Consider the following 12,889-nt stretch of genomic DNA (forward strand, 5'->3'; position numbering starts at 1 on the left):
CGTCGAAGTAACGAGCCCGATCAGCCGACCGCGGTTCCGACGACCGGCGCGACGAGCATCATGCCGGCGCCGAACCCCCCGATCCGCGCCATCGCGCGCCGGGACCGGCGCTCGGTCCAGCCGGAGTCCGCGTCGAGGTGTTCCTGTGCGGCCTCGATCGCTCGACCGGAGGCGACGGAGCCGGCCCACCCGAGGAGGGCGAGCCCGAACCAGAGGCCGCCGAACGCGAACGCCGTCTCCGCGGCGGCCAGCGGGCCGAATCCCCCGATCGCGACCAACCCGGCGAGGAGGACCGGCGTCGCGGCGGCGCCGACGGCGGCGCCGCCGGCGACGAGCCGCCCGCGCTCCCGGACGGCCGGCGGCAGCGACATCGATCAGTCGACCGCTTCCCGCATCCGGGGGTCGAGCGCGTCCCGCATCCCGTCGCCGAGCAGGTTGAACCCGAGGACGGTCAGCGCGAGGAACAGTCCGGGGAAGAACGACCACCACCAGACGCCGGTGAGAAGCCCCTGACTCACGCCGTTCGAGAGCATGAGTCCCCACGAGGGCGTGCCGGCGGAGGCGCCGAACCCGAGGAACGACAGCGCGGCCAGGTCGATGATCGCCAGCCCGAAGTTCAGCGTCGACTGGACGGTGATCGGCGCGAGGCAGTTCGGCAGCACGTGTTTGACGAGCACCCGCGGGTCCGTGGCGCCGAGCGCGACGGTGGCGTCGATGTACTCGTTCTCCAACACCGTGAGCGCGGCCCCGCGGACGACGCGGGCGAACCGCGGCGTGTACACGAGCGTCAGGGCCGCGACCGCCCGCCAGAGCCCGAGCTCGTCCGGGAAGATGGAGACGAGCGCGAGCGCCAAGAGGAGCGAGGGGAACGCCAACAGCACGTCCATCGTCCGCATGATCACGTTGTCGGTGATGTCGCCGTAGTAGGCGGCGACGATGCCGAGGCCGACCCCGAGCACCGTCGACGCGCCGACGGTCACCGTCCCGAACAGCATCGCGTACCACGCGCCGTAGGCGACCCGCGGGAGCAGGGCCCGCGCCTGCCCGTCGGTGCCGAACGGGTACTCCAGGCTCGGCGCCGCGCGGTTCGGGTTCGTGCCGAGCTGGGATCGGGAGATGACCTCCAGATCGAGCGTCAGGCGCGCGTAGATCGCGACCACGAGCATGCCGACGATGATCGCGAGCCCCGCCAGCGCGAGCCGATTCGACAGCAGCTGTGAGAGGAACGGAGAGGCGCGGACGCGGTCGACGAGCCCGCGGCTCGCCGTCTCCGCCTCCCCGTCGGTGAGTGTTTCGGTGCTCATTGTTGGATCCTCGGATCGAGGTACGAGTAGGTCACGTCGACGACGAGATTCACCAGGGTGAACAGGAACGCGAACGTCAGGACGGTCCCCTGAACGATCGGGTAGTCGCCGACCTCGATCGCCTCGACGAGGAGGGTTCCGATCCCGCCGATCGCGAACACGGTCTCGGTCAGCACCGCGCCGCCGAGGAGCCCGCCGAACTGTATCCCGATGATCGTGACGACGGGGATCAGGGCGTTACGGAACCCGTGTTTCAACACGGTGATCTTCTCGCCTTGCCCCTTCGCGCGGGCGGTTCGCATGTAGTCTTGCCTGACGACCTCCAGCATCGACGAGCGCATCATCCGTGAGATGAGCGCCATCGAGTACACGCCGATCACGAGCGCCGGCAGGAGCATGTGTCTGACCGCGGACCGGAACATCTCCCAGTCGCCGGCGATCAGCGTGTCGATCGTCACCATTCCGGTGACGCGGATCGCGGCGACGTTGTACGCCGACGCGATCCGCCCGCTGGTCGGGAGGACGCCGAGCACCTGCGCGAACAGCAGGATCAGCAGCGGGCCGCTCCAGAAGATCGGCACGCTGATTCCGGTGAGCGCGCCGACGCGAGTGGCGTGGTCGGTGAGCGTGTCCTGTTTCACCGCGCTCAGGACGCCGAGCGGGATGCCGAACAGGATGCCGAACAGCTGGCCGTACAGGGCCAGTTCGAGCGTCACGGGAAGGGTGTCGGCGAGGACCTCCCGGACGCTCGTGTTCCGGTTGATGACGTACGACTCCCCGAAGTCGAACTGCGCGACGTTGCCGAGGAAGTCGATGTACTGGACCCAGATCGGGTCGTTGAGCCCGAGGTCGGCGCGGATGCGCTCGACGAACTCCTGGCTCGCGCGCTCGCCGGCGATCGTGAGCGCCGGATCGCCCGGCGAGAGGTGGAGGATCGAGAAGACCAGCGTCGCCACTCCGATCAACACCGGAACGAGCAACAGCAGCCGCTTGAGTACGAATCGCTTTGGAAACATCGACGGGTGAAGTGAGCTGTTCGGCTACTCCAGCGAGACCAGGTTCAGGTACGGACCGCTGATCGCGGCGATCTGGAAGCCGCTGACCCGGTCGGCGACGCCCCGCAGCTCCTCGGCGTAGTCCAGGTACACCCACGGCGCCTCGTCGTGGGCGATCTGCATCGCCTCGTTGTACAGGTCGACGCGGTCGCTCTCGGTCGTCGTCTGCTGGGCCTCCTCGACGAGGTCCATGTAGTCCTGGTTCGCCCACGCCGAGCGGTTGCTCGTGTTGTACCCCTCGGCGTCGAAGCTCACCCAGTCCTGGCCCTCGGTGAGCTCGCTCTCTTCGACCTGCGGGTGGAGCAGCACGTACGCGAAGTTGTCCGGGTCCGCGTTGTCGGTGTACCAGCCGAGGAAACAGGCGTCGTGACGACCCTGCGCCGTGTACTCGAGGAACGGCGAGAACGACTGCTGGTTGATCTCCACCTCGATGCCGACCTCGCCGAGGTTGGAGGCGACCGTCTCGGCCGTCTGGATCGGCGAGGGGTTGTACCCGCGGGGGTTCTGGAACGTCGCCAGCTCGAAGGAGAACCCGTCGCCGTAGCCGGCCTCCTCAAGCAGGGACTGGGCCTGCTCCGGGTCGTACGCGTACGGATCGAGGTCGTCGTTGTGCCCCAGCACGTTCGGCGGCAGCGGCTGGCTGGCCTCCGTCGCGAAGCCGGAGTAGATCTGGTTGACGATCGCCTCGGTGTTGATCGCGTGGCTGACGGCCTGACGGACGCGGCGGTCCTGGAACTCCTCGACCTCCGCGATGTTGAACGCCATGTAGCCGATGTTGATCCCCTCGGTGCGGACCAGCTCGACTCCGTCGGCGCCGTCGACCTGCTGGGAGGACTGCGCGCCGAGCCCGTCGATGATGTCGAGCTCGCCGCCGGCGGAGCCGGTCGGTGTCGCCGGGCGAGACCGTCACCGAGACCCGTTCCACGTCGCCGGCGTCGGTGCGCTCGACGGTCCCCTCGACGCCGAGGTGCTCGCGCACGTCGACGTCGACCTCGCCGTCCGCGACTCTCACATCGACGTGGGCGGTCGCCACGCCGCTCCCGGAGCCGACGACGGCGTCGATCTCCTCGTCGACCGTCACGTCGACCCGGTCGCGGGCGATCCCGGAGACGGTCACCTCGGCCTCGGTCGCCACGTCCGGGTCGCTCTCGGGCAGGTCGTGGATCGACAGCGGCTCGCGGATCGTCTGGCCGACCGTCTGCCGCGGGTCGAGCGAGGAGAGCGGGTCTTGGAAGATCATCTGGAGGTCCTTCCGCGTCTCTCGCAGGGCGGACCCGTCGAGCTCGGTGAGGTCGGTCCCGGCGAACACCACCCGGCCGTCGGTCGGCTCGGTGAGGTGCAACAGCGCCCGGCCGGCGGTCGACTTCCCGCAGCCGGACTCGCCGACGAGCCCCAGCGTCTCGCCGCGGTTGATCGTGAAGTCGACCCCGTCGACCGCCTTCACGCTGCGGTCGTCGGCGCCGAGGACCCGGTCGAGCACCCCGTCGGCCTGGTCGTAGTACTTCCGGAGCCCGTCGATCTCGACGAGGGGCTCCCCGATCGACCGGTCGCGTCCGGCGCCGCCCTCGTCGTCGCCGTACTCGTCCGTGTCGAACGACTCCATGACGCACTTCGAGCGGTGGTCGACGTCCTCACCGCCGTGCTGGAGGTACGGGATCTCGCCGCTCGTGCACTCCTCGGTCGCCCACGGGCACCGCGGCGCGAAGTGACAGCCGGTCGGCATGTCGATGAGGTCCGGGACGTTCCCCTCGATCGGGGTGAGCCGCTCCTTCTCCTCGGTCGGGAGCGACTCCAGGAGGGTGTACGTGTACGGGTGCGACGGGTTCCCGAAGATCTCTTCGACGGGACCCTCCTCGACGATCTCGCCGGCGTACATCACCGCGACGCGGTCGCAGGTCTCGGCCACGACGCCGAGGTCGTGGGTGATCATCAGCACCGACATCCCCAGGTCGGCCTGCAGGTCGTCGATCAGGTCCAGGATCTGCGCTTGGATGGTCACGTCGAGCGCGGTCGTCGGCTCGTCGGCCACGAGCAGCCCCGGCTGACAGGCCAACGCGATCGCGATGAGCACCCGCTGGCGCATCCCGCCGGAGAACTCGTGCGGGTACTCGTCGACCCGCGCCCCGGGTTCGGGGATGCCGACGTCTTCGAGCACCTCGATGGTCTCCTCTCGGATCTCCTCGTCCACGTCGCGGCTGATCTTCGGAAGGATCTCGCGCACCGCGTTGAGCCACGAGTCCTTGCGGCGCCCGCCGTACTGGTGGAGCCTGAGGCTCTCGGCGACCTGCTCGCCGACCGTCACCGAGGGGTTCAGCGACGTCATCGGGTCTTGGAAGATCATGCTCACCTCTCGGCCGCGGACGAACCGGAGCGCCTCTTCCGGCGCGGCGGTGAGGTCGATCGTGTCGCCGTCGACGAACGCCGCGGCGTCGTACCGGTCGCGGAGCTCGTCGGCGAGCCGGGCGTCAGTCAGCTCGACGGTGCCGCCGACGATCTCGCCGGGGTCGTCGACGAGCCCCATCGTCGACAGCGCCGTGACGCTCTTCCCGGACCCGGACTCGCCGACGAGACCGACGGTCTCGCCTTCGCGGATCTCGAGGTCTATCCCGTCGACCGCCTTCACCTGTCCCCGTTCCGTCGAGAACTGGGTGCGGAGGTCGGAAAGCGAAAGCAGAGGAGGCATGTGGCGAGTTTCCGACCGTCCATGGATATACTTTTGCCTTCGGCCTCGCGGCGGTCGCCGCGGCGTCCCCGTCCCCGGATCGGTCCGCTTCCGGGTCGGTCTGCCCCCGGACCGGTCCGCCTTCGGATCGATCCGCCTCCGAATCAGTCCGCCTTCGGATCGACCCGCCTCCGAATCAGTCCGCCTTCGAAACGGTCCGCTCTCGGGTCGGTCCGTCCCCCGATCTCCCCGGCCCGCGGCGGACAGGAGGGAACCTTTACCCGCCGTCGACCGCCTACGCCGTGCATGGACGTGGAAGAGCATCCGCTCGCGGACGACGACGACACGTGGACCACGGTCATCGAGGAGTGCCGTGCGACCGCCGAGGAGTACCGAGATCGTGGGTGGACGGCGTTCGCGCCGGTCCCCGGCGACGTGGTGCCGCTCCCCGCGCCCGGCGACTCCGCGGACGAGAAGGTCGGGCTCGACGTGCTGCTGTCGGGCGAGGAGTTCGACCGGCTGGCGGAGCTGGTCGAGGCGGACGGGTTCGACGAGTTCGAGGCGTTCCGCGCCCACGAGAACGGGATCGTCTACCTGACGCTGGTGTTCCGGGCGACGGCGACCGAGACCGCGCTCTGCCTCCCGCTGTACTACCGGGTCGCCGAGGCGGACCGCATGCTCAGTCGCGTCCGGGCGGGCGACGCGATGACGACCTACGTCCACGCGCTCTCCGGGGACGAACGCATCGAGTTCGACCACGAGGACCCGACTCCGCTGTTCCCGCCGCAGGACACCGGGGACGCCTGATCGAAGCGGAGTCGCTCCTACCGCTCCCGCACGACGACGAACTCCGCGAGGTCGCGGAGGTACTCGATCGCCTCCGTCTCCGGCGGGTCGGCGTCGTCGAGGGCGGCCAGCGCGCGCTCCGACTCGGCGCGGGCGCGCTCGTTTATCTCCTCGGGCGACAGCGACGTGACCTGCAGGACCGAGGGGCGGTCCATCTCCGCGTCCTGTCCCGTCGGCTTTCCGAGGTCGCCGGCGTCGGCGGTCGCGTCGAGCACGTCGTCGCGCATCTGGAAGGCGACGCCGACGCGCTCGGCGTACTCCCCGAACGAGTCGACCGCGTGGGGGTCGGCGCCGCCGGCGACCGCGCCCAGCTCGGCGGCCGCGCGGAAGAGCGCGCCGGTCTTCCGGCGGGCCAGTTCCATGTACTCGGCCTCGGTGGTGGGGCGGGCGGCCAGCTCGGTGGCCTCGCCCTCCCCGAGCTCGACGAGCGCCTCGGCGACGGTCCGCATCGCGCGCGGCTCGGCGGAGAAGAGCGCGAACGCCTCGCCCAGCAGGCCGTCGCTGGCGATGATCGCCGGGCCGTAGCCGTACTCGGCCCACGCCGACGGCGTGCCGCGGCGCACCTCGGAGCGGTCGATGATGTCGTCGATCACGAGCGACGCGTTGTGGACGAACTCGATCCCGGCCGCGAAGTCGACGGCCGCGTCGGGGTCGCCGTCGAACGCCTCGCAGGCGAGGATCGTCACGGCGGGGCGGACCCGCTTGCCGCCGGCGAGGACGACGTGGCCGACCTCCTCGGACAGCTCGTCGGGCTCGACCTCGTCGATGACGGCCTCCAGCCGGTCCTCGACCAGCGCGACCCGGCGCTCCAGGTACTCCATCTATCGCCCGGAGGGACCGGTCGCGCAAAGGCCTAACGGAACGGCCGCCCGTCTCGGATCACTTAAATTCGATCCCGAGGTCGTGGAGCCCGTCGTTGTGCTCGGCGACGTTGATCAGAAGCGGCGTGAGCGCCTCGATCTCCGGGGCGTTGGCGACGCCGCCGGCGTCGAGCGCGCGCAGCCCCTCGATCCCCTCGGCGATGTCCGCGACGGTCGCCTTCGCGTCCTCGTCGTCGCCGATCACGAGGGTGTCGATCCCGAGGTCGGCGTCGAGGTTCGCGAGGCGGGCGGCCGCGAGGTTGTGGAACGCGCCCACGACGGCGACTCCCTCGGGCGCGGCGTCCGCGGCGATCCGCGTCACCGAGCCGGCGCCGGGCCTGTGGTAGTGAAAGCCCTCGTCGTCGCGCTTCATGCCGGTCGCGGGGGAGACGAGCACGTCGCCCGGATCGAGCGCGTCGGCGATCCCCTCGACCGTGTCGCCGACGTGGTACGGCGGGACCGCGAGCACGACGACCTTCGCCCCGGCGGCGGCGACCTCGTTCTCGGCGCCCGCCACCGCGGCGTCGAGGCCGCGGCTGTCGAGCTCGGTGGTGTACTCCTCGGCCTTGGTCTCGGCCTTCTCCGCGTCGCGCGAGCCGACCGTGACCTCGTGGGGGGTGTCGGCCGCGAGCCGGAGCGCGAGTCCCTGCCCGATGTCGCCCGTGCCGCCGAGTATCGCGAGTTTCATACGATCAGTCGCGCCGCTCGCGTCTTAGGGGTTGCGCGACCGGCCGTCCTCGCCACCATTCTTCGGGGGTGCGCGACCGGCCGTCCTCGCCGCCGCTCGATCGGGGGATTCTTTTCCGGTGGCGCGGAGGCGACGCCCATGGACGAGCAGGACCGCGTCGCCGCGTTCGTCGACGAGCACGAGTTGGACGCCCACCTCGCCTACCGCGTCCTCGACCTGGAGAGCGAGGTCGGCGAGATCGCGAAGGAAGTGACGACCTCGACCGGCTACGGCGCGGAGCCCGCGGAGGCCGCGATCGCGTCCGACGAGATCGGCGACGCCCTGTTCGCGCTCCTCGCGCTCGCCGACGCGGCCGAGGTCGACGCGGCCGACGCGCTCGACGAGTCGTTGGCGAAGTACGAGGCCCGGATCGACGAGTCGGGCGACGCGGGCTCCGGGCGCTGACGGACCGACTCGGCGACGACCGACCGATCCGCGGGGCGCGGGTCAGCTACTCCGCCGCCCCCTCGCGCCGATCGAGGGTCTCGTTGATCGCCAGCGGCACGACGACCCCGCCGCCGATGAACAGGGCGACGGGGAACCACTCGGGGTACGCGGCGTTCAGCGACTCGACGAGGAGGGCGACGGCGACCGTGAGGGCGATACACGTTCCGATGACCGCGTTCTCGCGGGAGACCATACGCGGCGGGACGGCCTCGGTGCGAAAATAGGTGGCGGCGGTCCGGTCGCGATGTCGTCGCGGTCAGACCCGCCTTCGATCGCCGCGATCCGGGACGGTCACCCCGCGTCGTCGAGCCCCGCGGCCGCGAGGTCGACGTGCTCCGCGACGAGGTCGGCGGCGCGGTCGTAGGGCGACCCGGACCGCGCCGGGTTCGATTCCCCGACTACCGGCCGCGATCTGCCGGCCGCCTCGAAGACGGTCGCCACGAAGGCGTCGCGGACCGCCCCGTTCTCGAAGAGCCCGTGGAGATAGGTCCCCAGCGCCCGGTCGGTCGCCGCGCTCTCCGGGCCCAGCGGCCGGGCGGTCCCCTCGGTCGGCGACGACCGGCCCATGTGGATCTCGTAGCCGGTCGCGGTCCCCGTCGCCCCAGCGAGCGGGCCGACGCCCTCGACGGTCCGGGTCACGCGCTCGACGCGCTTGTCGGGCGAGAAGCGGGTCTCGACCGGGAGCACGCCGACGCCCTCGACGGTCGACACCGAGCCGGTCCCCTCGATCTCGGCGCCCGTGATCCGCTCGCCGAGGATCTGGTAGCCGCCGCAGATCCCGACGATCGGTCCCTCGAAGCGCCGGATCGCCTCGTCGACTCCCGCCTCGCGCAGCGCGAGCAGGTCGTCGACGGTGTTCTTCGACCCGGGGAGCACGACCGCGTCGGCGTCGGCGGTGAGGGGGTCGGCGAGGGGGTCGGCGGTGAGGGGGTCGGCGAGGGGGTCGGCGGTCTCAACACCGGACGCGTCGATCGGGACGTACGCCACCCGGACGCCCGGTTCGCGCGCGAGCGGTTCCAGATCGGTGAAGTTCGAGATTCGGGGGAGCCGGGGGACCGCGATCCGGACGGCCTCCTCGTCGGGGATGCCGTCGTCCGCGCCGAGGGCGGCTCCGGTGCCCTCGCCGCCCCCGCCGCCGGCGTCTCCCGGGTCCGGCAGCGAGAGGCTGTCCTCCGCCGGGAGCCCGGGGTCGTCGTGCGGGACGACGCCGAGGATCGGAACCCCCGTTCGCTCCTCGATCTCCGCGATACCGGGCTCTAAGAGGTCCGGGTCGCCGCGGAACTTCGTGATCACCGCGCCGGCGACGCGCTCGCGCACGTCGTCGGGGAGGAGTTCGAGGGTCCCGTAGAGGCTCGCGAAGGCGCCGCCGCGCTCGATGTCGACCGCGATCAGGATCGCGGCGTCGGCGAAGCGGGCGCACTCGACGTTCGCGAGGTCGCGGTCGTGGAGGTTGATCTCGGCGATGCTCCCGGCCCCCTCCGCGACGATCACGTCGTGGTCGGCGGCCAGCCGGCGGTGGGCCGCGACCGCGGCGTCCCGCGCTCGATCCCAGTGCGATTCGTAGTACTCGCCGGCCGCGACGTGGCCGACCGCCTCGCCGTCGATCACCAGCTGGCTCTCGCCGTCGCCGCGGGGCTTGAGCAGGACGGGGTTCATGTCGGTCGTCGCCGGGACTTCGGCGGCCCGCGCCTGCACGTGCTGGGAGACGCCGATCTCGCCCCACTCGCCGTCGGGCGCGAGCGCGACGCGGGCGTTGTTGCTCATGTTCTGCGCCTTGAACGGCGCGACCGAGACGCCGCGGCGCGCGAGGAGCCGGCAGAGCCCGGCCGCGAGCGTGCTCTTGCCGGCGTGGCTCGCGGTGCCGGCGATCAGGACGGTGTCCGCCGTCTCGCCGGTGTCCCCTGTCTCGGTCACGGTCTCAGTACTCCGTCCCCCGCCGGGCGCGGTGGCCCGCGTCGAACGGGTGGGTTTGTTTCCGGACGTTCGTGATCAGGTCGGCGACGCCGTCGAGGTAGTCGGGCTCGGCGTGGCTCCCGGTGAGGACGAGTTCGAGGTCGTCGGGCTTCGACTCCGCGAGCGCGACGACCTCGTCCGGGTCGACGAGCCCGCGGTCGGCGGCGTACAGCACCTCGTCGAGTAGCAGCATGTGGACGCCGTCGTCGGGGTCGCCGTCGAGCGGGAGGGGGGCGGTCAGGTCCGCGTCGGCGGCGCCCGCGACGAGTTCCTCCGCGCGCGAGAACGCCGCGCTCGCCTTCGCCTCGTGCTCGTCGTCCGCGGAGCCGTCGAGGAGCCCGTGCCAGCCGTAGTGGCCGGCGTTCTCGTAGGAGAAGCCGGGCATGGCTGCGATCGCGTTGTACTCGCCCCTGACGCCCTCGACGCTGTCGGCGCCGCCCTTCATGAACTGGAGCATGTGGACGCGGTAGCCGTGCCCCGCGGCCCTGAAGCCCATCCCCATCGCCGCCGTGGTCTTCCCCTTGCCGTCGCCCCACCACGCCTGCACGAGCCCGAACGCCTCGGGCGCGGCCGGCTCGATCGGCTCCGGTTCGGGGGCGTCTCCGCCGCCGGGAGTTCGGGCGGCGGGGTCTTCGTCGCTCTCGGCCGGGCTTTCGCTCTCTGTCGATGCGTCTGCGTCCGCGTCGCCGTCGCTGTCTGTGGTGTCGTCGTGTGTCATAGCTCGAAGACCTCCGCCCGGTCGTCGGCGACCACGCCGTGTTCGGCGTCGGCCGCCGAGCCGGGCGTGTCGCCGTCCGGGTACCGCGACCGCAGGCTCGCGCGGACCGCGTCCCGGACGCAGACGCGGGCCGCCGCGCCGACCGGGGTGGCGCTGCCCGAGAACGCCGCCGGCTCCCCGGTCGGGTCGTCGCCGACGATCACCGCGTCGCTCGTCGTCCCCGGGACGCCCGCCGTCGCCAGCAGCGTCGCCGCCTTCGCCTCGGCCGCGACCGCGACGAGGTTCGCCGCCGCGCCGTCCGCAAGCCGGCGGGTCGTGCCGACGATCAGGTTGACCGTGCCGGGTCGTTGCGGCGGCTCCTCGGCCGGCGCCGCGGTCGACGCGTCGTCGTCGCGTTCGGGGTCGCCCGCGTCGTCGTCGCGTTCGGGGTCGCCCGCGTCGTCGTCGCGTTCGGGGTCGCCCGCGTCGTCGTCGTTCGCCGCACCCGCCGGCCCCACCGGGAGCGTCGCCGGGTTCGACAGCCCGACGGTCGCGTACGCGACGACCGGGCCGAGACGCGCGCCGCGGGCGTGTTCCATCGCGACGCCGGTGAAGAGGGTCGGGGGGTCGCCGTCGGTTTGCATCCCCGCCCGCGCCAGCCGCTCGTCGCGGTACGCGCCGAGGTCGGTCCGGTCGAACCCCTCGGGCACCGAGACGTTGCAGGCGGCGTCGCCCCGCGATCGCCCCCCGTCCCAGCCGGTCGAGAGCCAGCGCGTCTCGGGGCGGCGCAGGCGGAGGACGCCCTCGCGCACGGTCGCGTCAAACATCGTCGCCCTCCGGGTCGCTCGCTTCCGCGTCGGACCCCTCAACGTCTCCCACGCCCAGCGCCGCGAGCAGCCGGTCGTTCTCGGTGGGCCGGCGCACGGCGACCCGGACGTGGGAGTCGAGCCCGCGGAAGGTGGTCGCGTCCCGGACCGCGACGCCGCGCTCGCGGGCGTCGGCGACGACCCGCTCGACCGAGCGCCCGCTCTCTTCCCCGCCCACGTCGAGCAGCAGGAACGGTGCCTCCGAGGGGACCACGTCGTACCGCGCCGCGAGCGCTGCAGCCATCCGCGACCGCTCCGCGCGGACGCGCTCGCGGGTCTCGCGGACGAACGCGTCCTGTCGCATGCAGTGCGCGCCGGTCGTCAGCGCCGGGACGCTCACGTTCCACGGGCGCCGGGCGCGCCCCAGCGCCGCGCCGAACTCGCCCGTCGCGACCGCGAACCCCGCCCGGATGCCGGGGAGCCCGAACAGCTTCGTCAGCGACCGGGCGACGACGACCCCTTCCTCTCCCGCGAGCGAGGGGCGGTCGGTGAACCCGCGGAACGCCTCGTCGACGAGCAGTGCGGTGTCGGCCGCGCGACACCGCGCCGCGAACCGCTCTAGGTCCCCGTGCTCGTAGTCGGTCCCCGTGGGGTTGTTCGGGGCGCAGACGACCGCGAGCGCGTGGTCGGCCGGGTCGGCGTCGAGGACCGCGTCGGGCTCGACGAAGGCGGGCTCGCCGCCCTGAAGTCGCACCTCGCGGGCGTACTCGGCGAAGCTCGGCGCGGGGAGCAGGGCGGTGTCGCCCGGGTCCACCGCGAGCCCGACCGCGGCGCGGATGGCGGCGAGGCCGCCCGGCGTCGGCACGACCGCCTCCGGGTCGCAGTCGACGTACTCGGCCGCGGCCTCGCGGAACGCCGCGGGCGGCTCGGCCGGGTACGACCGCGCGGCCGCGAACGCCTCGCGGTAGGCCGTCTCGACGCCCGGCGGGACCTCGGGGTTGGTGTTCGCCGAGAAGTCCAGCAGGTCGGGGTCGTCGCTGCTCCCGTGCGGTTCGCGGTCGAGGCCGAGCGCGCTGTCGAGGTTCATTTGTCGGTGTGGTGTCGGTCGGAGCCGTTCTTCAGTAACCGCTCTGCGGTCCGCACGTCTGACGGGTAGTTGACGTTGACGGCGAGCCGGGCGTCGTCGGTGAGGTGGACCGCGCCGGCGTCGCGGTCGTCGTCCGCGGAGTCGTCGCCCCCCGCGTCGCTTCCGTCTCCGTCGCCCGCCTCGCCGCCCACGACGTTGATCCCGGCGGGCACGACCTCGCGGCCGTCGACCTCGGTCGTCGCGTCCGCGCTGACGCCCAGTTCGCGCTTGCGGGCCGCCGGCACGCAGACGGTGAGCGAGTCGCCGTCGGCGGTGTCGGCCGCGTCGAGGACCGCGTTCACCGCCGCGCCGTCCAAGAGCGGGAGGTCGGCGGCGACGGTCAGGAGGGGGCCGCCGCCCGCGCCGCCCGCGCCGCCCGCGCCGCCCGCGCCGCCCGCGCCGCCCG

At 72.3% G+C, this 12,889-nt stretch carries 12 protein-coding genes and 3 pseudogenes; 2 read left to right on the forward strand and 13 right to left on the reverse strand.

Features of this window, described 5'->3' with window-relative positions; translation table 11 throughout:
* Positions 1–20: 20 nt before the first annotated feature.
* From ESO89_RS09730 to ESO89_RS09750, 5 genes and pseudogenes are all read right to left on the reverse strand, one after another.
* Positions 21–371: a DUF7268 family protein gene (locus ESO89_RS09730; RefSeq protein ID WP_128905327.1), complete on the reverse strand. Its 351-nt coding sequence runs from the start codon at positions 369–371 to the stop codon at positions 21–23.
* 3 nt (positions 372–374) lie between these two features.
* Positions 375–1,304 (reverse strand): ABC transporter permease, encoded by a 930-nt coding sequence (locus ESO89_RS09735; protein WP_128905328.1) that lies wholly within the window; start codon positions 1,302–1,304, stop codon positions 375–377.
* A complete protein-coding gene (locus ESO89_RS09740; protein ID WP_128905329.1) occupies positions 1,301–2,320 on the reverse strand; it encodes an ABC transporter permease in 1,020 nt (339 codons plus the stop codon). The genes ESO89_RS09735 and ESO89_RS09740 overlap by 4 nt, the downstream gene beginning before the upstream one ends.
* 24 nt (positions 2,321–2,344) lie before the next feature.
* Positions 2,345–3,235 (reverse strand): annotated as a pseudogene (locus tag ESO89_RS09745) (ABC transporter substrate-binding protein); the annotation flags it as partial.
* Positions 3,216–5,042, reverse strand: a pseudogene (locus ESO89_RS09750) (oligopeptide/dipeptide ABC transporter ATP-binding protein); the annotation flags it as partial. The pseudogenes ESO89_RS09745 and ESO89_RS09750, both read right to left, overlap by 20 nt.
* Positions 5,043–5,327: 285 nt before the next feature.
* Between ESO89_RS09750 and ESO89_RS09755 the strand changes: the two are divergent.
* On the forward strand, positions 5,328–5,828 hold the full coding sequence (locus tag ESO89_RS09755) for a DUF7529 family protein (RefSeq protein WP_128905330.1): 501 nt from the start codon (positions 5,328–5,330) through the stop codon (positions 5,826–5,828).
* 17 nt (positions 5,829–5,845) lie between these two features.
* On the opposite strand, the gene ESO89_RS09760 is transcribed toward ESO89_RS09755, so the two are convergent.
* Positions 5,846–6,688, reverse strand: a complete 843-nt coding sequence (locus ESO89_RS09760) for a polyprenyl synthetase family protein (RefSeq protein ID WP_128905331.1) — start codon at positions 6,686–6,688, stop codon at positions 5,846–5,848.
* A gap of 58 nt (positions 6,689–6,746) precedes the next feature.
* Positions 6,747–7,415, reverse strand: a complete 669-nt coding sequence (gene npdG / locus ESO89_RS09765; RefSeq protein WP_128905332.1) for an NADPH-dependent F420 reductase — start codon at positions 7,413–7,415, stop codon at positions 6,747–6,749.
* Between the two features lie 138 nt (positions 7,416–7,553).
* Here npdG and ESO89_RS09770 point away from each other — a divergent pair, with 138 nt between their 5' ends.
* Positions 7,554–7,859, forward strand: coding sequence for a MazG nucleotide pyrophosphohydrolase domain-containing protein (locus ESO89_RS09770; protein ID WP_128905333.1), 306 nt, complete (start codon positions 7,554–7,556; stop codon positions 7,857–7,859).
* Between the two features lie 46 nt (positions 7,860–7,905).
* Here the strand turns inward: ESO89_RS09770 and ESO89_RS09775 are convergent, their stop codons facing one another.
* The 6 genes and pseudogenes from ESO89_RS09775 to ESO89_RS09800 all read right to left on the reverse strand — a co-directional run.
* A complete protein-coding gene (locus tag ESO89_RS09775; protein WP_128905334.1) occupies positions 7,906–8,094 on the reverse strand; it encodes a hypothetical protein in 189 nt (62 codons plus the stop codon).
* 98 nt (positions 8,095–8,192) lie between these two features.
* Positions 8,193–9,815: a cobyric acid synthase gene (locus ESO89_RS09780; protein WP_128905335.1), complete on the reverse strand. Its 1,623-nt coding sequence runs from the start codon at positions 9,813–9,815 to the stop codon at positions 8,193–8,195.
* 4 nt (positions 9,816–9,819) lie between these two features.
* A complete protein-coding gene (locus ESO89_RS09785; RefSeq protein WP_128905336.1) occupies positions 9,820–10,572 on the reverse strand; it encodes a cob(I)yrinic acid a,c-diamide adenosyltransferase in 753 nt (250 codons plus the stop codon).
* Positions 10,569–11,378, reverse strand: a complete 810-nt coding sequence (locus tag ESO89_RS09790) for an adenosylcobinamide amidohydrolase (protein ID WP_128905337.1) — start codon at positions 11,376–11,378, stop codon at positions 10,569–10,571. Before ESO89_RS09790 ends, ESO89_RS09785 begins: the two co-directional genes overlap by 4 nt.
* Positions 11,371–12,444 (reverse strand): pyridoxal phosphate-dependent aminotransferase, encoded by a 1,074-nt coding sequence (locus ESO89_RS09795; RefSeq protein WP_128905338.1) that lies wholly within the window; start codon positions 12,442–12,444, stop codon positions 11,371–11,373. The genes ESO89_RS09790 and ESO89_RS09795 overlap by 8 nt, the downstream gene beginning before the upstream one ends.
* A pseudogene (locus ESO89_RS09800) lies at positions 12,441–12,889 on the reverse strand (GTP--adenosylcobinamide-phosphate guanylyltransferase); the annotation flags it as partial. The pseudogene ESO89_RS09800 and the gene ESO89_RS09795, both read right to left, overlap by 4 nt.

It is taken from the genome of Halorubrum amylolyticum (genome assembly GCF_004114995.1).
GTDB lineage: Archaea > Halobacteriota > Halobacteria > Halobacteriales > Haloferacaceae > Halorubrum > Halorubrum amylolyticum.

Bases quoted from the DNA above. Each gene is read 5' to 3' on its own strand.
- ESO89_RS09730 (WP_128905327.1), bottom strand. From the start codon at position 371: ATGTCGCTGCCGCCGGCCGTCCGGGAGCGCGGGCGGCTCGTCGCCGGC.
- ESO89_RS09735 (WP_128905328.1), bottom strand. From the start codon at position 1,304: ATGAGCACCGAAACACTCACCGACGGGGAGGCGGAGACGGCGAGCCGC.
- ESO89_RS09740 (WP_128905329.1), bottom strand. From the start codon at position 2,320: ATGTTTCCAAAGCGATTCGTACTCAAGCGGCTGCTGTTGCTCGTTCCG.
- ESO89_RS09755 (WP_128905330.1), top strand. From the start codon at position 5,328: ATGGACGTGGAAGAGCATCCGCTCGCGGACGACGACGACACGTGGACC.
- ESO89_RS09760 (WP_128905331.1), bottom strand. From the start codon at position 6,688: ATGGAGTACCTGGAGCGCCGGGTCGCGCTGGTCGAGGACCGGCTGGAG.
- npdG (WP_128905332.1), bottom strand. From the start codon at position 7,415: ATGAAACTCGCGATACTCGGCGGCACGGGCGACATCGGGCAGGGACTC.
- ESO89_RS09770 (WP_128905333.1), top strand. From the start codon at position 7,554: ATGGACGAGCAGGACCGCGTCGCCGCGTTCGTCGACGAGCACGAGTTG.
- ESO89_RS09775 (WP_128905334.1), bottom strand. From the start codon at position 8,094: ATGGTCTCCCGCGAGAACGCGGTCATCGGAACGTGTATCGCCCTCACG.
- ESO89_RS09785 (WP_128905336.1), bottom strand. From the start codon at position 10,572: ATGACACACGACGACACCACAGACAGCGACGGCGACGCGGACGCAGAC.
- ESO89_RS09790 (WP_128905337.1), bottom strand. From the start codon at position 11,378: ATGTTTGACGCGACCGTGCGCGAGGGCGTCCTCCGCCTGCGCCGCCCC.
- ESO89_RS09795 (WP_128905338.1), bottom strand. From the start codon at position 12,444: ATGAACCTCGACAGCGCGCTCGGCCTCGACCGCGAACCGCACGGGAGC.